The sequence below is a fragment of the Janibacter cremeus genome (assembly GCF_013409205.1).
Classification (GTDB): Bacteria; Actinomycetota; Actinomycetes; order Actinomycetales; family Dermatophilaceae; genus Janibacter; species Janibacter cremeus.
Genome location: NZ_JACCAE010000001.1, coordinates 3,070,482 through 3,092,528, shown reverse-complemented (window position 1 = coordinate 3,092,528; position 22,047 = coordinate 3,070,482). Strand labels below are relative to the sequence as shown.

The following is a 22,047-nucleotide window of genomic DNA, read 5'->3' as shown; positions in this document are numbered from 1 at the left end:
AGGAGAGCAGGCGAGTATGAGCGCATCGTCGAACGCCACCGACGACCCGAGACAAGACCATCACGACGACCCGGATCACCGCACCGAGGACGAGCGCATCACCCAGCAGCTCCTCGACCACGGCGTCCGGCTGGGCCCGGGCGGCATCGCCCCGAGGGTGTTCTGGCCGGCCCTGATCGTCGTCATCGGCGTCTCTCTCTTCTCGATCATCTTCAGCGAGACCGCCGGGCAGCTGTGGAACTCGATCCAGGGCCACATCGTCAGCGGCTTCGGCTGGTTCTACACCCTGGCCATCGCCTCCTTCGTCGTCTTCGCGATCTTCCTCGCGGTGAGCCGCTTCGGAAACATCACCCTCGGACGTGAGAACGAGAAGCCAGAGTTCAACCTGGTGTCCTGGTTCGCCATGCTCTTCGCAGCCGGCATGGGGATCGGCCTGGTCTTCTACGGCGTCGCAGAGCCGTTGACCTTCTACACCAGCCCCAAGCCGGGGGTCGAGGGAACCGAGGCCGAGCTGGCCAACCAGGCCATGGCCCAGACCTTCCTCCACTGGGGTCTGCACCCGTGGGCGGTGTACGTCATCGTCGGCCTCGCCCTCGCCTACGCGATCCACCGCAAGGGACGTCCCGTCTCGCTCCGATGGGCGCTGGAGCCGCTCCTGGGCGATCGCGTCAAGGGATGGATCGGCGACGTCGTCGACGTCCTGGCCATCGTGGGCACCCTCTTCGGTGTCGCCACCTCGCTGGGTCTGGGCGTCACCCAGGTCTCGACCGGGCTCATGGAGCTGGGTGTCATCGACGAGGCCTCCAACACCTTCATGGTCGTGCTCATCGCGGTGATCACGGCCATCGCCACCATCTCGGTCATCAGCGGGGTGGGCAAGGGCATCCAGTGGCTGTCCAACGCCAACCTCGGTCTGGCCGGGGTCTTCCTCGTCCTGGTCATCGCACTCGGCCCCACCCTGTTCCTCCTGCGGGACTTCGTCCAGTCCATCGGGGCCTACAGCGCGAACCTCCTGCCGAACACGTTTGACGCCTTTGCCTACACCGGGCAGGCAGGCCTCGACTGGGCCGGTGGCTGGACCATCTTCTACTGGGGCTGGTGGATCGCCTGGTCCCCCTTCGTCGGCGTGTTCATCGCCCGGATCTCGCGGGGTCGCACGGTCCGGGAGTTCGTGACGGGCGCACTGCTCGTGCCGACGCTCATGGGGTTCGTGTGGTTCACGGCTCTGGGCGGGACCGCCATCAACCGGCAGCGCACGGTCGGGGACCTCGTGCCGGACGACGGCCTCGTGGCCGAGGTCGCCCTCTTCGACACGCTGGCGACGCTCCCACTGGGCAGCGTCCTGTCGGCCATCGCCATCATCCTGGTGGTCATCTTCTTCGTCACCTCGTCCGACTCGGGCTCCCTCGTCGTGGACATGCTCGCCTCCGGTGGGCACCCGGACCCGCCGACCTGGAGCCGGGTGCTGTTCGCCGTCCTCGAGGGAGTTGTGGCAAGCGCCCTGCTCCTGGCCGGGGGAACGGAAGGACTGTCTGCACTGCAGGCAGGCTCCGTCGCGACAGGGGCCCCCTTCGCCATCGTGATCGTCTTCATCATGATCGCCCTGTACAAGGCCCTCAACAGCGAGCACCGGGCGATCGTCGACACGGAGGTGCGGATGCGTCGCCGGGCGATGGCAGGCGAGCTCACGGAGAACTTCGACGACGTCTTCGGCGAGCAGGTCGACGACCGCATCGACTACGCGCTCACCAGCACCAAGGGCATCTGGGGCCGGGAGCGTACTGCGGTCACCACGGTCACCAGGGCCCGTGAGCTGGAACGCGAGAACGGCCACCACGACGACTGACCGAGCGGGAGCGGATCGCTCGGACACGTTCGGGCCCCCGCGGACGCCCCAGGTGCGTCTGCGGGGGCCCTCGTGCGTCCCGCGACGGTGGGTTGGGTCGTCAAACGCGCCCGCGCCCGCACGAGCTCGTCGTGGCGCCCCAGACGGACTTCCTCGGCCGCTTGGCGGACGTGGCTGCGCGCTAGGCCTGCGGACCCGGTCGCCGCTAGGGGGTGCCCGCGAGGGCGGGCACGAGCGGCTGCAGGGCCTGCCGCAGCCCTGCCGCGCCACTCGCCGGGACATGGTGGACCGCCCGGATGCCGAGCGCCCGCGCCGACTCGACGTTCACCGGCACGTCGTCGACGAATCCGACCCGGTCGGCCGGCACACCCGGATCGTCGAGGACGTGCTCGAAGAAGGCAGCGTCGGGCTTCATCGCCCCCACCTCGCTGGACCAGTACGCGCCGTCGACGATGTCGTCGTACCCGTGGACCTCGCGCATCACGCGCACCCGGTGGTCCTGCTGGTTCGTCGCGAGCAGGCAGCGGACCCCGAGGCTCCGGACCTCGTCCACGAGCGCGATCGCTTCTCCTGCTCCAGCAGGTCGGTCAGCACCGCTCGCAGGCTGCGCTCACCGCGTAGCGCCGGGAGTTCGGCCTCGAAGACCTTGCGGGCGAAGCCCGGAGCAACCGCGGTGTCCAGGCGCTCGCGCCAGTCGAACCGACCGTGCTGGAGGACACCGTCGCAGTCCCACAGGAGGACTGCGACGGTGTCCGTCGTCATGACTTGGCGGCTGTACCTGCCGCCGCCGACGATCCGGCGGCATCCGCTGCGTCCTGTGCGCTGCGCGGTGTCGCGTCGATGCCGGCTTCCTTGCGCTGCTCCGGGGTGATCTGGGCGGGCGCATCGGTCAGCGGGTCGTAACCGCCGCCGGACTTGGGGAAGGCGATGACATCGCGGATCGAGCCGGCGCCGAGCAGGAGCATGACGATGCGGTCCCAGCCGAAGGCGATGCCTCCGTGCGGGGGCGCGCCGTACTTGAATGCCTCGAGGAGGAAGCCGAACTTCTCCTGGGCCGACTCCTCGTCCAGGCCCATGACGGAGAAGACCCGCTCCTGCACGTCACGCTGATGGATACGGATGGACCCACCGCCGATCTCGTTGCCGTTGCAGACGAGGTCATAGGCGTAGGCCAGGGCGGACCCCGGGTCGGTGTCGAAGGTGTCGAGGAACTCCGGCTTCGGGCTGGTGAAGGCATGGTGGACCGCGGTCCAGGCACCGGCCCCGACGGCGACGTCACCGGCGGCGACGGCATCGCCCGTGGGCTCGAAGAGCGGGGCGTCGACGACCCACACGAAGGACCACTGGGACTCGTCGATGAGGTCACAGCGCTGGGCGATCTCCTGCCGCGCTGCGCCGAGCAGCGCCCGCGCGGCCCGGGGCTGGTCCGCCGCGAAGAAGATGCAGTCGCCGGGCCGGGCACCGACGTGCGCGGCCAGACCGGCCTTCTCCTCCTCGGAGATGTTCTTGGCGACGGGCCCACCCAGCTCGCCCGTCTCGCCGACGGTGACGTAGGCCAGCCCCTTGGCGCCACGCTGCTTCGCCCACTCCTGCCAGGCGTCGAACTGCCGGCGCGGCTGGCCGGCCCCACCGGGCATGACGACAGCGCCGACGTAGTCGGCCTTGAACACGCGGAAGGGGGTGTCGGCGAAGAACGCGGTGCAGTCCTGCAGCTCCACGTCGAAGCGCAGGTCGGGCTTGTCGCTGCCGTAGCGTTCCATCGCCTCCGCGTAGGTCATCCGTGGGAAGGGAGCGGACAGTTCGACACCGATGGTGCCCCAGACCGCCTTCGCGATGGACTCACCGAGCTCGATGACGTCGTCCTGCTCGACGAAGGACATCTCGATGTCGAGTTGGGTGAACTCCGGCTGCCGGTCGGCGCGGAAGTCCTCGTCGCGGTAGCAACGGGCGATCTGGTAGTACCGCTCCATCCCGGCGACCATGAGCAGCTGCTTGAACAGCTGCGGGCTCTGCGGCAGGGCGTACCACTCACCCGGTGCGAGCCGCGCGGGGACGAGGAAGTCACGAGCACCCTCGGGAGTGGACCGGGTCAGGGTCGGGGTCTCGATCTCGACGAAGTCGCGCTCGGCGAGGATCGATCGTGCTGCGGCGTTGACCTTGCTGCGCAACCGCAGACCCGCACCGGCACTGGCCGTGCCGGGGCGGCGCAGGTCGAGGTAGCGGTGCTTCAGACGGGCCTCCTCGCCGACGGAGACGCGCTCATCGATCTGGAAGGGCAGCGGGTCCGCCGTGCTGAGCACCTCGATGGAGGAAGCGAGGACGTCGACCTCGCCCGTCGACAGGTTCGGGTTGACGTCCTTGGGGTCGCGCGGGGCGACCTCGCCGACGACCGTGATGACGTACTCGTTGCGCAGGTCGTGCGCCGCTCCGGTCAGGACCTCGTCGCGGGCGACGACCTGGACGACGCCGGAGGCGTCGCGAAGATCGAGGAAGGCCACGCCACCGTGATCACGTCGCCGAGCCACCCATCCGCTGAGGGTGACGGTCTGGCCGGAGTGGTCGGCACGCAGGGTGCCGGCGTCATGGGTGCGGAGCACGGGGAGTTCTTCCTTGTCCTCATCGGGGCGCCCGGCGGTCGTCGGGCGTGGTCCATCCTACGGATATCAGGCGTGGTTGCGGTTGCTCGGATGCTGCGGCCACGGGCTGTCGGCCGGGCGAAGGGAGGTCCAGCCGTGGTCGCGCATCCGCTGGGCCGCCAGGACGCCGATGACGAGTGTGGAGTTGTGCACGTCCCCGGCGAGGACGGCGTCGACCACCTCGTCCAGGGGCACCCGTCGGTGGAGGATGTGGGCCTCCTCGCCCTCGCGCTCGTGCCGCTCCGCGGCGGGCACCTCGCTCAGGTCGCGGGCGAGGTAGATCCGCAGCGCTTCGTTCATGCCGCCGGGCGAGCTGAAGTAGTCCACCAGCACCGCCCAGTGCTCGGCGACGAGATCTGCTTCCTCGGCCAACTCGCGCTGCGCCGCGAGGAGTGGGTCCTCGCCGGCGACGTCGAGCAGTCCGGCGGGGATCTCCCACTCGTGGGAGGAGATCGGGTGCCGGTACTGACGGATGAGCAGCGTCCGGTCCTGCTCGTCGAGTGCGAGCACGGCAACGGCGCCCGGGTGGTCGATGACCTCCCGCACCAGCCGCTCACCTTCGAGGTCGAAAGCCTCCCGGCGCACGTCCCAGACGACACCGTCGAAGACGATCTCGCTGTCGACGACCGGCGAGGGGACGATCTCGTCGCGCAGGGGTGGGTGCTCGGAGGTCATCTCAGAGCGTCTCGTCCGCGACGAGCGACGCCTCGGTCGGCGGCTCGACCTCGACGAGGCGGGAGTCACGCTGGGCCTGCACTGCGGCGCCGACGAGGCCGCTGAAAAGAGGGTGCGCCTTGTCCGGGCGCGACTTGAACTCGGGGTGGGCCTGCGTGGACACGTAGTACGGGTGCACCTGACGGGGCAGCTCGACGAACTCGACGAGCCCCAGCTGCGGGTGCGAGCCGCTGACGACCAGACCGGCCTCCTCGAGCTGGGCTCGGTAGCCGTTGTTGACCTCGTAGCGGTGGCGGTGTCGCTCGGTGACCTTGGTCGAGCCGTAGGCCCCCGCCGTCACCGAGCCCTCACGCAGGTCGGCCGGGTAGGAGCCCAGGCGCATGGTCCCGCCGAGGTCGCCGGCGCCGTCGACGAAGGACTTCTGCTCCTCCATCGTCGCGATGACCGGCGCGACCGACGCGCTGTCGAACTCGGTCGAGCTCGCTCCCTCGATGCCGGCGACGTTGCGTGCGTACTCGATGACCATGCACTGCAGACCCAGGCAGATGCCCAGGGTGGGCACCTGACGCTCACGGGCCCAGCGCAGCGCGCCGAGCTTGCCCTCGATGCCCCGGACACCGAAACCGCCGGGCACGAGGATCGCGTCGACCCCACCGAGGGCCCTGGTCGCCCCGGCCTCGGTCTCGCAGTCGTCGGAGGGGACCCACCGGATGCGTACCTTGGCGTCGTTGTGGAAACCACCGGCGCGCAGCGCCTCGGTGACCGACAGGTAGGCATCCGGCAGGTCGACGTACTTGCCGACGAGAGCGATCTCGACCTCGTGGGCGGGCTGGTGCACGCGGCGCAGCAGGGTGTCCCAGCTGTCCCAGTCGACGTCGGTGAAGTTCACGCCGAGGCGGCGGATGACGAAGGTGTCCAGGCGCTCGCGGTGCAGCACCTTGGGGATGTCGTAGATGCTCGGCGCGTCGACGCAGGCGGCCACCCCGTCCTTCTCGACGTCACAGCTCATCGAGATCTTGCGCTTGATGTCCTCCGAGATCTCCCGGTCCGCACGCAGCACGAGCGCGTCCGGCTGGATTCCGACCTGGCGCAGGGCGGCGACGGAGTGCTGGGTCGGCTTGGTCTTCATCTCGCCGCTCGGCGCGATGAAGGGCACGAGCGAGACGTGCAGGAAGAAGCAGTTGTCCCGGCCGAGCTCGTGGCGCACCTGGCGTGCGGCCTCGAGGAAGGGCTGGGACTCGATGTCGCCGACGGTGCCGCCGATCTCGGTGATGATGATGTCCGGCGCGCCGGCATCCTCGACGCCGGGGCTGCCGGCTGCGGGTGCGCGCATCCGGGAGATGATCTCGTTGGTGATGTGCGGGATGACCTGGACGGTGTCGCCGAGGTACTCCCCCTTGCGTTCCCGGGCGATCACCCGGCTGTAGACCTGTCCGGTCGTGACATTGGCCGCACCGTCGAGGTTGCGGTCGAGGAAGCGCTCGTAGTGACCGATGTCGAGGTCCGTCTCCGCCCCGTCCTCGGTGACGAACACCTCACCGTGCTGGAAGGGGTTCATCGTCCCCGGATCCACGTTGAGGTAGGGATCGAGTTTCTGCATGGTGACCGAGAGGCCACGCGCCCGCAGGAGATGCCCGAGGCTCGAAGCCGTCAGACCCTTGCCGAGTGAGGAGACAACTCCTCCGGTCACGAAGATGTGTTTCGTCAGTGCCACCACGGGCTTTCACTTTACGTCACCGGAGCGGCTCTTCGTACCGCGGGGCGTCACGAGTTGGTCGCCGGTTCCTCGTCGTCACTCAGGAAGGCTGGGAGAGCGACCCGCGGCACTGCTCGAGGAGCTCACGGGCGTGGGTGAGACCGACCTCTGTGTCCCCGCCCCCCATCATCCGGGAGAGCTCCCCCAGGCGGTACTCGCCCTCGACGACGCGCACGTCGCTGGACGTGACCTGCTGGTCGTGGCTCTTGTGCACGACCAGGTGCCGGTCGGCGTGAGCGGCCACCTGGGCCAGGTGGGTGACGACGATGACCTGGCTCGTGCGGGCCAGTGCGGCCAGACGGGCGCCGACGTCGAGCGCGGCTCGTCCGCCCACCCCGGCATCGACCTCGTCGAAGACGAAGGTGGGCACCTGCGCCCGACCGGAGCCGGCCGTGGCGACCTCGATGGCCAGCATGATCCGGGACAGCTCACCGCCGGAGGCGGCCTTGCTCACCGACCGTGGCGGGTCCCCGCGGTTGGCGGCGACACGGATCTCGACCGAGTCCGCGCCCTCTGCGGAGACGGTGCGCTCCCCCTCCGGCCCCGGAAGCCGGGCACCTGCGTCGTCGGTGCGGGCCCCGACCGCGATCTCCACGCGCGCACGGTCCATCCCGAGGCGGGCCAGCTCACCCTCGACGGTCTCGGCCAATGTCGCTGCGGCCGCCGCACGGGCCGCGGTGAGCCGCTCGAGCGCCGCGCCGAGGTCCTTCGCGAGGTCGTCGACGCGGCCGGTGAGCTCCTCGATGCGCTCGTCGGCTCCCTCGAGGGTCAGCAGGCGTTGCCGGGAGGTGTCGCGGTGGGCGAGGACGGCTGCGGTGTCCTCGCCGTAGCGCCGGGTCAGGTCGGTCAGCGCGGCCCGGCGCTCCTGCACGACGCCCAGGCGTGCCGGGTCGGCCTCGACGTCGGCGGCATATGCGGACAGCTCGCCGGCGACGTCCGCTGCCAGTACGCCGAGCTCCCCGAGTCGGCGGTGGACCTCGGCCAGACGTGGATCGTGTCCGACGATCCGGGAGAGCTCGTCACCGGCCCGGGCGATCCGACCCACGACGTCGTCGCCGCTGAAGCTGTCCGGGTCCGACAGCAGCCGGTGGGCCAGGTCGGCGCCCACGCGCAGGTCCTCGGCGTTGCCGAGGACCTCTGCCTCTCCGGCCAGCTCCGCGTCCTCCCCGGGCTGCGGGTCCACGGCGTCGATCTGCTCCAGCTGGTGGGTCAGCAGCTCGACCTCCTGCAGGCGGGTGCGTTCGCCCTCGACGAGGCCGGCCAACTCCCCCTTCGCCTCCTGCCACGCCGTGTAGAGGTAGGCCACCTGCGCCAGTGGACCGGCCACCGTCTCGCCGCCGAAGGTGTCGAGCAGCGCCCGGTGCTGCGCAGGCCGGCGCAGGCGCCACTGGTCCGCTTGGCCGTGGACGGCCACGAGGTCCTCCGCGAGGTCGTTCAGCGTCGCGATCGGTGCCCGCCGACCCCCGACGTGGGCCCGGGAGCGACCCGCGGCGGAGACCGTGCGGGCGAGCAGCAGCTCGTCCTCGTCCGCGGCGGCACCGGCCTCCGCGGCCCTCTCGCGGGCCGGGTGCTGCGGGTCAAGCTCGAGAGCCGCCTCGACGACGGCCTCCCCCCGGCCCGAGCGGACCAGGCCGGCATCGGCGCGACCACCCAGGACGAGGCCGAGACCGGTGACGACCATGGTCTTGCCCGCGCCCGTCTCGCCCGTGACGACGGTGAAACCGGCATCCAGCGGCAGCGTCGCGTCCTCGATGACGCCGAGGTCGCGGATGTGCAGCTCACGCAGCATGCGTCAGGCCTCCTGCTGGCTCTGGCGTCGTCCGCGCCAGCCGTGCACGGACAGGTCGAACTTCGCGACGAGGCGATCGGTGAAGGGCGAGTCGCTCAGCCGGGCCAGGCGCACCGGCTCGGCAGAGCGGCTGACTTCGACGCGGGCCCCGGGCGGCAGGTCCACTGTGCGCCGGCCGTCGCACCACAGGACCCCGTGCCCTTCGGTCCCCGGGACCAGGTCCACGGCCAGGTCCGACGTGGGTGCCACGACGAGCGGGCGGGCGAAGAGTGCGTGCGCGCTGATCGGCACGACCAGCATGGCCTCGACCCCCGGCCACACGACCGGGCCGCCGGCCGAGAAGGCGTAGGCGGTGGATCCGGTGGGGGTCGCCATGACGACGCCGTCGCAACCCCATGTCGACAGGGGCCGTCCATCGATCTCCACGGTCAGGACGAGCACCCGTTCGCGCGAGGCCTTCTCGACCGTGGACTCGTTCAGTGCCCAGGTGCGGGCGATCTCCTGACCGTCCAGGGTCGCGACGACGTCGAGGGCCATGCGCTCCTCGACGCGGTAGGCACGGTCGACGATGTGCTCGACGGTCGCGTCGACGTCCTCACGCTCGGCCTCGGCCAGGAAGCCGACGTGGCCGAGGTTGACCCCCAGGACGGGCACGCCGGCCCCCCGGGCGGTCTCCGCGCCGCGCAGGATCGTGCCGTCGCCGCCGAGGACCACGACGAGCTCGACCCCACTCGCCGGGTCATCACCCTCGTGGACCACGGAGACGGGGTGCTGTCCCAGGATGCTCTCGGCGATCTCTCCGGCGGGCACCCGGACCTCGATGTCGGCCTCGGCCAGGCGTTCGGCGACCCCGATGGCCACCTCGAGCGCCTCCGGCCGGCCGGGATGGGTCATCAGGAGCACCCGTCGCTGGTCGCTCACGTGTCCTCCTCCTGCACCAGTTCGCTGATCCTCACCAGCTGAGCCTGCCACGTCAGGCCGACGTCGGTGCGGCGGGTGAGGTGTACGAGGTACTCGTGATTTCCTCCTCCCCCGCGCACGGGGCTCGCCGTCAGACCAAGCACGGACAGCTCGACTTCGGCTGCCCGGGCCAGGACGGCCTCGATCGCGTCGGCGCGGGCAGCCGAGGAAGCGACGATGCCTCCACGACCGACGCGGTCGCGGCCGACCTCGAATTGCGGCTTGATGAGCAGCACGGCCTCGCCGTCGTCGGTGACCAGCCCGGCCACCTCAGCCAGCACGAGGCGAAGGGAGATGAAGCTCAGGTCACCGACGACCACCTCGACGGGCCCGCCGAGGTCCGCGGCGGTCAGCCCCCGGATGGTCGTCCCGCTGCGGTCGTCGACCCTCGGGTCCGCTTCGAGCTCGGGGACGAGCTGGCCGTGGCCGACGTCGAGCGCCGTCACGTGTGCCGCACCGTGCTCGAGGAGCACCTGCGTGAAACCGCCGGTGGAGGCGCCGACGTCCAGGCACCGACGTCCTACGACGTCCAGGCCGAACCCCTCGAAGGCGCCCACGAGCTTGAGTGCGGCTCGACCGACCCACCGGTCTGCGCCCGCGGAGACGCTCACCTCGCAGGCGGAGGCGATGCGCTCGGAGGCCTTCGTGACCGTGACGCCGTCGACCAGCACGTCCCCCGCGACGATGAGCGAGTTGGCCCGAGTGCGGCTGCGAGCGAGGCCTCGCTCGACGAGGACGACGTCCAGCCGGGAGTCTGCCGCCACTCAGGTGCCGAGGTCGGACAGGCGCGCGGTCAGTGTCGCGTGCACCGACTCCCCCGCGGCGAGCATCCCCGGGAGATCCGTGCCATCGACCGCGGCGAGATCGCGCAGCGTCGCATCGACGACGATGTCCCCGGTTTCCGGCGGTGTCGTCACCCCGAGCTCCTGCGCTGAGGTCGCGGTCCCGGCACCGTCCGCCGACGATCCTGCGCGGTCCGCCGGAACCGGGGCCACTGGTCTCGCGGGACGCGGCTTCGCAGGCCCGGGCACGGGCGCGCTGTGGGAGTGGTCCATGAACTCAGGCATCCGGGAGGACGACGAGGCTGGGTGTCTCGGGACGGGCACTCGCCTTCTTCGCCGGGGCCCTCTTGGCCGCGGCCGCCTTCGTTGACGCCGGAGTCGTCGCCGAGGTCTTCTTCGCAGAGGTCTTCTTCGCAGAGGTCTTCTTCGCAGCGGACTTTGTCGGAGTCTTCTTGGCGGCGCTCTTCTTCGCCGAGGTCTTCGTGGCAGCCGTCTTCGCGGTCGATGCGTTCCCCGCCTGCTTCTTTGCCGGGGCCTTCTTCGCGGCACTCTTCTTCGCTGGGGCCTTCTTCGCCGGGGAGCCCTTCCTCGCGGCACTCTTCCTCGCGGCGTCCGACGTGGGCTCCTTGCGAGCCCGCAGTGTGGCGCTCAGCGCATCGAGATCCGCCTGCTCCTCCTCGGGCCACACGGGCTCGGGGTCGTCGCTCGTCGTCCCACCCTCGCTCGGCACGGCGGAGGCCACGAGCAGGGTGTCCACAAGGCGGACGACGTCCAGGGTCCGGTCCAGGGTCGTCTCGGTCATCTTCAGGCCAAGATGGATCATTCCGCGTACTGGGTCCACGTCACTCCTCGTGTCGGCTACCGGTCCACGTTACCTGCTGACCATCAGCGCGCGAGCGTCCTGCGAGGTGATCCGCCCCGCGTCGACGGCGGCCCACACGGCATCCAGCCCGGCTCGGACCGCGTCGATCCCGCGACCGCGGACATCGAGGCGCTCCCCACACCTGGCCATGGCATCCCCGCGGGCGAACCAGTCACCGTTCCTGCTGCCCACGGGGTAGTCGCGCTCCAAACCGCGCAGGTCCTCCAACACGTACAGCGGCCGACTCTGCGGCGATGCGCCTGCCGCGTCTGCGGGGCCGTGCACACCGGTGAGGACCAGCACTCCGGGCATACCGGACGCCGTGGCTCCCGCGATGTCGGTCTCGAGACGGTCACCGACAGCCATCGTCCGGGCCGCCTGCGCACCAACGAGCTCGGCGGCCAGCGCATAGATCGCACGACTCGGCTTGCCGACGATCACTGGGTCGACCTCAACGGCCGCTTGAACGGCAGACACGAGCGAACCGTTGCCGGGCAGGGGGCCCTGCTCCGTGGGGAGGGTCAGGTCCGCGTTCGTCGCGACCCACCGCGCGCCGGACCGAATGGCAACCGCGGCGGCCCCCAGGTCCGCGGCCGTGACCTGCGGCCCGTATCCCTGCACGACGGCCGCGACGTCCCCTTCGTCCTGCGGTGATCGGGGCTGAAGACCGACCGAGCGAAGGGAGTCGGCCACCCCGGGGCCGCCGACGGCCATCACCGCGGACCCGGGGGACAGCATGTTCGCGAGCTCGCGAGCGGCCGCCAGCGAGGAGGTGAGCACATGGTCCGCGCTCGCGTGGACACCGTGTCCGCGAAGCGTGGCCGCCACCTCCATCGGAGTGCGTGAGGCGTTGTTCGTCGCGAAGACGACCGGGATCTCGAGAGAGTTGAGTACGTCAACGGCGTGCGCGACCACACTCGACCCGGCGACGACGACACCGTCCACGTCGCAGATGAGGGCATCGAAGCCGTCGATGAGTCGGGTCACGCCTGCGGGTCCTGCCCGTCGACCTCCTCGACGAAGACCCCATCGATCTCCTCGATGCGCTCGACCGCATCGGTCGCACCGTCCTGGTCGGCCACTGCCGCCTTGCCGAACCAGTCCCGGGCGTCGTCGGTGCGGCCCACCTCGAGCAACGCGTCGGCATAGGCGTACCAGACCCGCGCGGCCCACGGCTTGCCCTTGACCTTGTCGACCTGGCCCTGCAGCGCGAGCACGGCTGACTGCGGTTGTCCCATGTCGCGTCGGATACCCGACCCGACGATGAGCAGCTCGACCTGCTCCTCCCGGCCCAGGGACCCTGCCTCCGGGGACGCGAGCAATTCCAGCGCCCGCTCCGGTCGCCCCAGACCCCGCTCGCAGTCGACCATCAGCGGCAACAGGTGCGAGGATCCACTCAGTCGCCGGACGGTGCGGAACTCGGTCAGTGCGCGGGCGTAGTCACCCAGGCGGTAGGCGACGAAGCCCAGCGCTTCGCGCGCAGCGGGCACGCGTCCTGCGCGGCGCACAGCAGTCTCCGCATGGGCCAACGCGCCGTCCATGTCCTCCGCCTCGAGGAGCAGCGCCACCATCACGAGGTGCTGGGCGACGCCGTCGGCGTTCTCCTTGCTCAGAGTCCGCAGCTGCTGGCGCACGCTGCGGTCCAGCTCCGCTCCCGTGACTTCGGGTGAGATCGCCGGCTCGGGCTTGCGCCCCTCCTTGGGAACCAGGCGCGATCCACCCCGATCGTCCTCGCCCCTGCCGGAACCGGCGCGCCCGGGACGGGACGACCGAGTATCCCGATCGCCCGGCCGGTCATCACGGCGTTCGGAGCCGCCCTCGCGCCGGCCGGGAGGACCTCCGGTGCGTCCGGGCCGCCCACCCTGGGGGCGGCCACTCCCGCGTCCGCCACCGTTGCCTTGTCCACGCTGCGCTCCGCTGCGCCTCTCGTCCACTGTTCAACCCTCTCTCTGCCACCCGGTGGCCTTCACGACCCAGACTTCCCTGCCATGTCCATCGATGCAAGAAGATCTCGTTCTCGCGCCTTCGATTCGCTTGGTCGTTGGGACGTACGAAAGCCCCCGACGACTCGTCGGGGGCTTTCGCTTTTCTAATGGTTGTCCGGCTGCGTCCTACTCTCCCACACCGTCTCCAGTGCAGTACCATCGGCGCTGAAAGGCTTAGCTTCCGGGTTCGGAATGGGACCGGGCGTTTCCCTTTCGCTGTGACAGCCGTAACTCTATGGAAATACGATTTGCCGTGCCCCCTTGGTGGGTCAAAGGGGGGGTCTGACCGTATCTCGGGAACTGCACAGTGGACGCGGAGCACTACTTCTTTACGCAACAAGTGTTGTGTGTGTATCAAGTCATCGGCTTATTAGTACCAGTCAGCTCCATGCATTGCTGCACTTCCACATCTGGCCTATCAACCCAGTCGTCTACTGGGAGCCTCTCGAACCGTAGTTCATGGAAACCTCATCTTGAGACATGCTTCCCGCTTAGATGCTTTCAGCGGTTATCACTCCCGAACGTAGCTAATGAGCGGTGCCCTTGGCAGAACAACTCACACACCAGAGGTTCGTCCAACCCGGTCCTCTCGTACTAGGGTCAGCCTCTCTCAAGTTTCCTACGCGCACAGCGGATAGGGACCGAACTGTCTCACGACGTTCTAAACCCAGCTCGCGTGCCGCTTTAATGGGCGAACAGCCCAACCCTTGGGAGATACTCCACCCCCAGGATGCGACGAGCCGACATCGAGGTGCCAAACCATCCCGTCGATATGGACTCTTGGGGAAGATCAGCCTGTTATCCCCGGGGTACCTTTTATCCGTTGAGCGACGGCGCTTCCACAAGCCACCGTCGGGTCACTAGTTCCGACTTTCGTCCCTGCTTGACATGTCTGTCTCGCAGTCAAGCTCCCTTGTACACTTGCACTCGCCACCTGATTGCCAACCAGGCTGAGGGAACCTTTGAGCGCCTCCGTTACATTTTAGGAGGCAACCGCCCCAGTTAAACTACCCACCAGGCAATGTCCCTGATCCGGATCACGGACCGAGGTTAGATAACCAGAACGACCAGAGTGGTATTTCAACGATGACTCCACACACACTGGCGTGCATGCTTCAACGTCTCCCACCTATCCTACACAAGCCGTCCCGATCACCAATACCAAGCTATAGTGAAGGTCCCGGGGTCTTTCCGTCCTGCTGCGCGTAACGAGCATCTTTACTCGTAATGCAATTTCGCCGAGTTCGTGGTTGAGACAGTGGAGAAGTCGTTACGCCATTCGTGCAGGTCGGAACTTACCCGACAAGGAATTTCGCTACCTTAGGATGGTTATAGTTACCACCGCCGTTTACTGGGGCTTAAATTCTCAGCTTCGCCCTCAAAGAGAGCTAACCGGTCCTCTTAACCTTCCAGCACCGGGCAGGCGTCAGTCCGTATACATCGTCTTGCGACTTCGCACGGACCTGTGTTTTTAGTAAACAGTCGCTTCTCCCTGGTCTCTGCGGCCCTTTCCCCTAGCCCGTAAAGAGCTTCAGGGTCCGGGCCCCCCTTCTCCCGAAGTTACGGGGGCATTTTGCCGAATTCCTTAACCACGATTCACTCGATCGCCTTGGTATTCTCTACCCAACCACCTGAGTCGGTTTGGGGTACGGGCGGCTAGAACCTCGCTAGAGGATTTTCTCGACAGCATAGGATCACCCTGCTTCCCGCAAAAGCGGTCACCATCAGGCCTTGGGCACATGAGTCGCGGATTTACCTACGACTCGCCCTACACCCTTGGACGTGGACTACCATCGCCACGCGGAGGCTACCTTCCTGTGTCTCCCCATCGCTTGACTACTACCAGATCGGGTCACGCGTTCCACCCACCGGCGACATCCGAAGATGCCTGTGGTGAGCTTCAGGCGCTTAGCATCACTGGATTCATCAGGGGCGGTTCTTCGCCGGTTCCGGAATATCAACCGGATGTCCATCGACTACGCCTGTCGGCCTCGCCTTAGGTCCCGACTTACCCAGGGCAGATTAACTTGACCCTGGAACCCTTGGTTATTCGGCGGACGGGTTTCTCACCCGTCATTCGCTACTCATGCCTGCATTCTCACTCGTGTGGCATCCACGACTGGATCACTCCGCCGCTTCACTCGCCACACGACGCTCCCCTACCCATCAACACGCCTGGACACACAAAGTGCGTCAAGCAATGCGTCAATGCCACAGCTTCGGTGGTGTGCTTGAGCCCCGCTACATTGTCGGCGCGGAATCACTTGACCAGTGAGCTATTACGCACTCTTTCAAGGATGGCTGCTTCTAAGCCAACCTCCTGGTTGTCACTGCAACTCCACATCCTTTTCCACTTAGCACACGCTTAGGGACCTTAGCTGGTGATCTGGGCTGTTTCCCTCTCGACTACGGAGCTTATCCCCCGCAGTCTCACTGCCACGCTCTCACTTACCGGCATTCGGAGTTTGGCTAACGTCAGTAACCTGGTGAGGCCCATCAGCTATCCAGTAGCTCTACCTCCGGTAAGAAACACGTGACGCTGCACCTAAATGCATTTCGGGGAGAACCAGCTATCACGGAGTTTGATTGGCCTTTCACCCCTACCCACAGCTCATCCCCTCAGTTTTCAACCTAAGTGGGTTCGGTCCTCCACGACGTCTTACCGTCGCTTCAACCTGGCCATGGGTAGATCACTCCGCTTCGGGTCTAGACCCAGCGACTATGACGCCCTCTTCGGACTCGCTTTCGCTACGGCTTCCCCACACGGGTTAACCTTGCCACTGAGCACTAACTCGCAGGCTCATTCTTCAAAAGGCACGCCGTCACCCCACAAGGAGGCTCCGACGGATTGTAGGCACACGGTTTCAGGATCTATTTCACTCCCCTCCCGGGGTACTTTTCACCTTTCCCTCACGGTACTTGTCCGCTATCGGTCACCAGGGAATATTTAGGCTTATCGGGTGGTCCCGACAGATTCACACGGGATTTCTCGAGCCCCGTGCTACTTGGGAACACAACACAAGAGTCTGCATCATTTCGTCTACGGGGGTCGCACCCTCTATGCCGAGCCATTCAAGACTCTTCGACTATGACGCAGATTTATCACTCCCGCCCGGGATGTCAGTCCCGAGACGTCATGTCCCACAACCCCGCACCTGCAACGCCTGACAGCTATCACACAGGTGCGGTTTGGCCTGATCCGATTTCGCTCGCCACTACTCACGGAATCACAATTGTTTTCTCTTCCTGCGGGTACTGAGATGTTTCACTTCCCCACGTTCCCTCTACCCGACCTATATATTCAGCCGGGAGTGACTGGACTTGCCTCCAGCCGGGTTTCCCCATTCGGAAATCCTCGAATCACAGTCTGGTTATCGACTCCCCGAGGCTTATCGCAGATTCCTACGTCCTTCTTCGGTTCCTGGTGCCAAGGCATCCACCGTGCGCCCTTAAAAACTTGAGCCACAAAGATGCTCGCGTCCACTGTGTAGTTCTCAACATACGGGCAGCACCCTGCAACTGAAACGCACACGCCCACCACCACACCCGAAGATGCACGTAGCAGTTCGCCTGCCAGGCAGGGCCCACAACCAACAACCCACCACCACAACAGCAGCGAGCCTTCTCGTTGGCCATCAGGAACAAGCTCACGCCCGAACCCTCAGGACCCAACAACGTGTCCGACACCCACACCACACCCAACACGCCCGCTCCACCACACCCCCACACAACATGAGACTGCAGGTACTAGAACGGCCAGGCACGGCCACGATGTCATGATCGATGTTCCACCCAGAGCACCCGGCTGCCGGACACTCGCCGACACAACCGAGCATTAACCACCCACCACACACGTGGCAGACAGCAATTCAAAGCTCCTTAGAAAGGAGGTGATCCAGCCGCACCTTCCGGTACGGCTACCTTGTTACGACTTAGTCCCAATCGCCAGTCCCACCTTCGACGGCTCCCCCCACAAGGGTTGGGCCACCGGCTTCGGGTGTTACCGACTTTCGTGACTTGACGGGCGGTGTGTACAAGGCCCGGGAACGTATTCACCGCAGCGTTGCTGATCTGCGATTACTAGCGACTCCGACTTCATGGGGTCGAGTTGCAGACCCCAATCCGAACTGAGACCGGTTTTTTGGGATTCGCTCCACCTTACGGATTCGCAGCCCATTGTACCGGCCATTGTAGCATGCGTGAAGCCCAAGACATAAGGGGCATGATGATTTGACGTCATCCCCACCTTCCTCCGAGTTGACCCCGGCAGTCTTCCATGAGTCCCCACCATTACGTGCTGGCAACATAGAACGAGGGTTGCGCTCGTTGCGGGACTTAACCCAACATCTCACGACACGAGCTGACGACAACCATGCACCACCTGTATACCGACCAAAAAGGGGCACCCATCTCTGGATGTTTCCGGTATATGTCAAGCCTTGGTAAGGTTCTTCGCGTTGCATCGAATTAATCCGCATGCTCCGCCGCTTGTGCGGGCCCCCGTCAATTCCTTTGAGTTTTAGCCTTGCGGCCGTACTCCCCAGGCGGGGCGCTTAATGCGTTAGCTGCGGCACGGAACTCGTGGAATGAGTCCCACACCTAGCGCCCAACGTTTACGGCATGGACTACCAGGGTATCTAATCCTGTTCGCTCCCCATGCTTTCGCTTCTCAGCGTCAGTAGTGGCCCAGAGACCTGCCTTCGCCATCGGTGTTCCTCCTGATATCTGCGCATTTCACCGCTACACCAGGAATTCCAGTCTCCCCTACCACACTCTAGTCTGCCCGTACCCACTGCAAGTCCGAGGTTGAGCCTCGGATTTTCACAGCAGACGCGACAAACCGCCTACAAGCCCTTTACGCCCAATAATTCCGGACAACGCTCGCACCCTACGTATTACCGCGGCTGCTGGCACGTAGTTAGCCGGTGCTTCTTCTGCAGGTACCGTCACTTTCGCTTCTTCCCTGCTGAAAGAGGTTTACAACCCGAAGGCCGTCATCCCTCACGCGGCGTCGCTGCATCAGGCTTTCGCCCATTGTGCAATATTCCCCACTGCTGCCTCCCGTAGGAGTCTGGGCCGTGTCTCAGTCCCAGTGTGGCCGGTCGCCCTCTCAGGCCGGCTACCCGTCGTCGCCTTGGTGAGCCATTACCTCACCAACAAGCTGATAGGCCGCGAGCCCATCCCAAACCGAAAAACTTTCCAGACACTACCCATGCGGGCGTATCTCATATCCAGTATTAGACGCCGTTTCCAGCGCTTATTCCAGAGTCTGGGGCAGGTTGCTCACGTGTTACTCACCCGTTCGCCACTGATCCACCCCAAGCAAGCTTGGAGCTTCACCGTTCGACTTGCATGTGTTAAGCACGCCGCCAGCGTTCGTCCTGAGCCAGGATCAAACTCTCCGTTGATGATAAAAACCCCCAACCCCACACAAAATGCAGGACCAAGAGCCAATCAATAACCCAACAAAGGGCTCACAATCCCAGCTGAGCAAGAACAACTAGCAAAAACTGCTAATCATCTCAATCAACCAAAGAAAATATGCTCCCCAACCAACCATCACCAACCACAAAAGTAGCCAGCAACAATCAGCCAAGAAACGAGGTATTGGCATCGATCATTTGACACGCTGTTGAGTTCTCAAGATTCACACGCACACCCCACACAACCCACCAACCAGTGAACCGCACAAGGGGCAACTTCGCTAACTTACTACTCGGCCGCAACAGAGTCAAACTCACTGTCCTCGTCCTGATCGGATGAGGCCAGCAGATTTTGGTCTGCGGCGACTTCCCACCTTAGCAGTCCGACTGCCTCGGCTCCAACTCGGTTTTCCGTGTTCACCCTGAGGTGATCGGACCGTCCTGGGAGGGAATCAGCCCAGTGGGACCGGCCTACTTGGTGTGACCCTTCAAGGGCCACCGCGTGGTGTCCGTTCCTCCCTCTCGGGCTGACATGAAGAACACTAGAACACGGATCTCTCGCACGCCAAATCGGGTGTCGGACAGACCCTCTCGGGTCAGTTCAGGCGAGCTGCGGCAAGGTTCTTGCGGCCCCGGCGCACCACGGCTACGCGGCCGTACAGGTAGTCCCCCGGCCCGAGAACATGGGCTTCGTCGCCGACCTTGTCCCCGTTGATCGAGACGGCACCGTCGCCGATCGCGCGACGAGCGGCCTTCTTCGACTCCACCAGGCCTGTGGCAACCAAGGCATCGAGCAGTCCGGTGCCCACCGGCACCTGGGCACCGGGGAGCTCGCTGGTGGCGTCCACGAGGGTCTGCTCGTCGAGGGTGCGGACATCGCCCTTGCCGAAGAGTGCCTCGGAGGCCGTCTGCACCGCGGCGGTGGCCGCCTCCCCGTGGACGAGGGTGGTCATGTCGGCGGCAAGGGTCCGCTGGGCTGCGCGGCGCCAGGGCTCGTCCGCCACGAGCCGCTCGAGCTCCGCGACTTCCTCGGGTGTGCGGTCGGTGAAGACCTTGAGCAGGTGGGCCACGGAGGCGTCCTCGACGTTGACCCAGTACTGGTAGAAGGCGTACGCGCTCGTCATCTGCGCGTCGAGCCACACCGCATTGCCCTCGGACTTGCCGAACTTGTTCCCGTGGGCGTCGGTGATCAGCGGTGTCGTCAGCAGGTGCACCGACTCCCCCTCGGCCCGGTGGATCAGGTCCGAGCCGGCGGTGAGGTTGCCCCACTGGTCCTGACCGCCCGTCTGCAGCGTGCAGCCGTACTCGCGGAAGAGCTGGAGGAAGTCGAGTCCCTGCAGGATCTGGTAGCTGAACTCGGTGTAGGAGATGCCCTCGTCGCTGTTCAGCCGCGCGGCCACGGCGTCCTTGCGGATCATCTGGTTGACGCGGAAGTACTTGCCGACGTCCCGCAGGAAGTCCAGGGCCGACATCGGGCCGGTCCAGTCGAGGTTGTTCACCGTGATCGCGGCGTTGGCACCCTCGAACTGCAGGAAAGGGCGCACCTGGTCCTGGATCCGGGTGACCCACTCGGCGGTCTGCTCCTTGGTCTTCAGCACCCGCTCCGCGCTCGGTCGTGGATCACCGATGAGTCCGGTCGATCCGCCGACGAGACAGATGACCCGGTGCCCGGCACGCTGCAGGTGGCGCAGCACGATCAGCTGCACGAGATTACCGAAGTGCAGGGACGGCGCCGTGGGGTCGAACCCGCAGTAGAGGGTGATCGGTCCCTCGGCGAGCGCCGCCCGCAAGGCGGCCTCGTCGGTGGTCTGCGACACCAGTCCGCGCCACTGCAGCTCGTCGAGGATGTCGGTCACGTGATCTCGGTCCTTCCCGGGTGGTTCGGGCGTGCCTGCTGGCCGTCCGGGGACAGCCTTTCATGCGCCTTCGACGCTGCGTGGAGCCACACCGATCCGCCATCCGGAACGGGGTGACGGCCGGGGGCGGCATGGGTTAAGGTATGCCTTGCCTCACCAACGAAGGGACATCTGGTGATCGTGTGCAACTGCGCCGTCGTCGGCGACAAGCAGATCGCTGACGCCGCGGCCGCCGGCGCGACCACCCTCTCCCAGGTGTGCGCGAGCACGGGAGCAGGGCGCGATTGCGGTGCCTGTGTCTTCTCCGTGCGCCGCATTCTCTGCGACACTGTGGAAGCCGAGGGTCCGCAGGACTCCTTCCCCACTGTCGCGGAGGTCGAACGTGCAGCCAGCTGATCCGAAGGTCATCACCCTCCTGAACGAGGCGCTCACCATCGAGTTGACCGTCGTCAACGGGTACTTCCTCAACGCCCGCATGCTCGACAACTGGGGAATGCCCCGCCTCGGGAAGGTCTTCTACGACCTCTCCATCGGCGAGATGAAGGACGCAGACGAACTCATCGAGCGCATCCTGATGTTCGACGGGCACCCCAACGTGCAGAAGTTGAACAACATCCAGGTCGGCGAGAACGCCGTCGAGATGCTCGAGCTGGCCCTGGCCAGCGAGCTGCACGCGATCAAGACCTTCAACGCCGCTGCCCATGAGTGCCACGGATTCGGCGACCACGCCACCGCCAACGTCTTCGAGGGCATGGCCCGCGACGAGGAGGCCCACGCCGACTGGTTCGAGGCCCAGCTCGACGCATGCACCCGCGTCGGCATGGAGAACTACCTCGCCCAGCAGGTCGACGTCTCCGTCAATCCGGCCTGACCCTGCGGGCCCTGCCCGGGCGGTACACCGAGACAGTCGGCTCGCCGTCGATCCAGTACCGCCACGGGTAGAGCGCCCCGTCGCCCCCGGGGCCGGAGACTCCCACCCGGGGCCCGGTGCGTACCGATGCGTCGGGGAGCGCTTCCCGCGGCGCGTACAGCGCGAAGGGAGCATCCCGTCCCGTCAACGGCGCCCCGTCGTCCTCGCCGTCGATCGCCATCGCCCGGGTGAGCCGGCCGGGGCCACGGGCGAACTCGCGCCGGCCGAACCCCGGCCGGCGTTCGGCCACGAGGTCCTCCCCCGCCACCACCTCACCGGCACGCACGAGGACGGCTGCGCACTCCCCCTTCGTCCCGCAGACGATGTTGCAGCACCAGTGGATGCCGTAGCTGCGGTAGACGTACAGGTGCGCAGCCGGGCCGAACATCACCCGGGTGCGCGGGGTCATCCCCCGGTACCCGTGCGATCCGGGATCCACCTCGCCGTGGTACGCCTCGACCTCGGTCAGTCGCAGGGTGACCCCGCGACCGACGAGGTGCGCGCCCAGCAGCGACCGGGCGACCTCGAGCGGGTCCCGCGCGAGGTCGCCGACGTTCAGGCGCCGGC

The 22,047-nt window shown here is 66.3% G+C and carries 17 protein-coding genes and 3 rRNA genes; 3 read left to right on the top strand and 17 right to left on the bottom strand.

Features of this window, described 5'->3' with window-relative positions:
* Window positions 1-16: 16 nt before the first annotated feature.
* Entirely contained in the window at window positions 17-1,846 is a 1,830-nt protein-coding gene (locus tag BJY20_RS14710) for a BCCT family transporter (protein ID WP_246297165.1), read from the top strand.
* A gap of 205 nt (window positions 1,847-2,051) precedes the next feature.
* On the opposite strand, the gene BJY20_RS16205 is transcribed toward BJY20_RS14710, so the two are convergent.
* The 16 genes from BJY20_RS16205 to tyrS all read right to left on the bottom strand — a co-directional run bounded on the left by BJY20_RS16205 (window position 2,052) and on the right by tyrS (window position 20,570).
* On the bottom strand, window positions 2,052-2,399 hold the full coding sequence (locus BJY20_RS16205) for an HAD-IA family hydrolase (protein ID WP_343062923.1): 348 nt from the start codon (window positions 2,397-2,399) through the stop codon (window positions 2,052-2,054).
* Window positions 2,327-2,608 carry a hypothetical protein gene (locus BJY20_RS16200; protein WP_246297164.1) on the bottom strand — a complete coding sequence of 94 codons (282 nt, stop codon included), beginning with the start codon at window positions 2,606-2,608 and terminating at the stop codon, window positions 2,327-2,329. Before BJY20_RS16200 ends, BJY20_RS16205 begins: the two co-directional genes overlap by 73 nt.
* The gene (gene aspS / locus BJY20_RS14700; RefSeq protein WP_185992217.1) at window positions 2,605-4,443 is read right to left on the bottom strand and encodes an aspartate--tRNA ligase; all 1,839 of its coding nucleotides are present in this window, start codon (window positions 4,441-4,443) and stop codon (window positions 2,605-2,607) included. The genes BJY20_RS16200 and aspS overlap by 4 nt, the downstream gene beginning before the upstream one ends.
* Before the next feature lie 66 nt (window positions 4,444-4,509).
* On the bottom strand, window positions 4,510-5,157 hold the full coding sequence (locus tag BJY20_RS14695; protein ID WP_185992216.1) for an NUDIX domain-containing protein: 648 nt from the start codon (window positions 5,155-5,157) through the stop codon (window positions 4,510-4,512).
* A gap of 1 nt (window position 5,158) precedes the next feature.
* Window positions 5,159-6,874: a CTP synthase gene (gene pyrG / locus BJY20_RS14690; RefSeq protein ID WP_343062922.1), complete on the bottom strand. Its 1,716-nt coding sequence runs from the start codon at window positions 6,872-6,874 to the stop codon at window positions 5,159-5,161.
* Window positions 6,875-6,953: 79 nt separating this feature from the next.
* Window positions 6,954-8,702, bottom strand: a complete 1,749-nt coding sequence (gene recN / locus BJY20_RS14685; protein ID WP_185992215.1) for a DNA repair protein RecN — start codon at window positions 8,700-8,702, stop codon at window positions 6,954-6,956.
* Window positions 8,703-8,705: 3 nt separating this feature from the next.
* A complete protein-coding gene (locus BJY20_RS14680) occupies window positions 8,706-9,623 on the bottom strand; it encodes an NAD kinase (protein ID WP_185992214.1) in 918 nt (305 codons plus the stop codon).
* Window positions 9,620-10,426 carry an SAM-dependent methyltransferase gene (locus tag BJY20_RS14675; RefSeq protein ID WP_185992213.1) on the bottom strand — a complete coding sequence of 269 codons (807 nt, stop codon included), beginning with the start codon at window positions 10,424-10,426 and terminating at the stop codon, window positions 9,620-9,622. The genes BJY20_RS14680 and BJY20_RS14675 overlap by 4 nt, the downstream gene beginning before the upstream one ends.
* A complete protein-coding gene (locus BJY20_RS14670) occupies window positions 10,427-10,579 on the bottom strand; it encodes a hypothetical protein (RefSeq protein WP_185992212.1) in 153 nt (50 codons plus the stop codon).
* Between the two features lie 142 nt (window positions 10,580-10,721).
* Window positions 10,722-11,246 (bottom strand): hypothetical protein, encoded by a 525-nt coding sequence (locus BJY20_RS14665; RefSeq protein ID WP_185992211.1) that lies wholly within the window; start codon window positions 11,244-11,246, stop codon window positions 10,722-10,724.
* A gap of 69 nt (window positions 11,247-11,315) precedes the next feature.
* Window positions 11,316-12,293, bottom strand: a complete 978-nt coding sequence (locus BJY20_RS14660) for an HAD-IIA family hydrolase (protein ID WP_185992210.1) — start codon at window positions 12,291-12,293, stop codon at window positions 11,316-11,318.
* Window positions 12,290-12,940 carry a tetratricopeptide repeat protein gene (locus BJY20_RS14655; RefSeq protein ID WP_343062921.1) on the bottom strand — a complete coding sequence of 217 codons (651 nt, stop codon included), beginning with the start codon at window positions 12,938-12,940 and terminating at the stop codon, window positions 12,290-12,292. Before BJY20_RS14655 ends, BJY20_RS14660 begins: the two co-directional genes overlap by 4 nt.
* 464 nt (window positions 12,941-13,404) lie before the next feature.
* Window positions 13,405-13,521, bottom strand: a 5S ribosomal RNA gene (rrf, locus tag BJY20_RS14650).
* A 120-nt stretch (window positions 13,522-13,641) separates the two neighbouring features.
* Window positions 13,642-16,754 (bottom strand): 23S ribosomal RNA (locus tag BJY20_RS14645).
* A gap of 420 nt (window positions 16,755-17,174) precedes the next feature.
* Window positions 17,175-18,699, bottom strand: a 16S ribosomal RNA gene (locus BJY20_RS14640).
* Together the 16S, 23S and 5S rRNA genes form the textbook arrangement of a ribosomal RNA operon.
* Window positions 18,700-19,310: 611 nt before the next feature.
* Window positions 19,311-20,570, bottom strand: a complete 1,260-nt coding sequence (tyrS, locus tag BJY20_RS14635) for a tyrosine--tRNA ligase (protein ID WP_185992209.1) — start codon at window positions 20,568-20,570, stop codon at window positions 19,311-19,313.
* Between the two features lie 174 nt (window positions 20,571-20,744).
* On the opposite strand from tyrS, the gene BJY20_RS14630 reads away from it, so the two are divergent.
* Complete coding sequence (locus BJY20_RS14630) at window positions 20,745-20,966, top strand: (2Fe-2S)-binding protein (RefSeq protein ID WP_185992208.1); 222 nt, start codon at window positions 20,745-20,747, stop codon at window positions 20,964-20,966.
* Window positions 20,953-21,441 carry a bacterioferritin gene (bfr, locus tag BJY20_RS14625; RefSeq protein ID WP_185992207.1) on the top strand — a complete coding sequence of 163 codons (489 nt, stop codon included), beginning with the start codon at window positions 20,953-20,955 and terminating at the stop codon, window positions 21,439-21,441. Before BJY20_RS14630 ends, bfr begins: the two co-directional genes overlap by 14 nt.
* Here bfr and BJY20_RS14620 read toward each other — a convergent pair.
* Window positions 21,428-22,039 (bottom strand): DNA-3-methyladenine glycosylase, encoded by a 612-nt coding sequence (locus tag BJY20_RS14620; RefSeq protein ID WP_281366142.1) that lies wholly within the window; start codon window positions 22,037-22,039, stop codon window positions 21,428-21,430. The two genes, bfr and BJY20_RS14620, sit on opposite strands and share 14 nt — an antisense overlap.
* Window positions 22,040-22,047 lie beyond the last annotated feature (8 nt).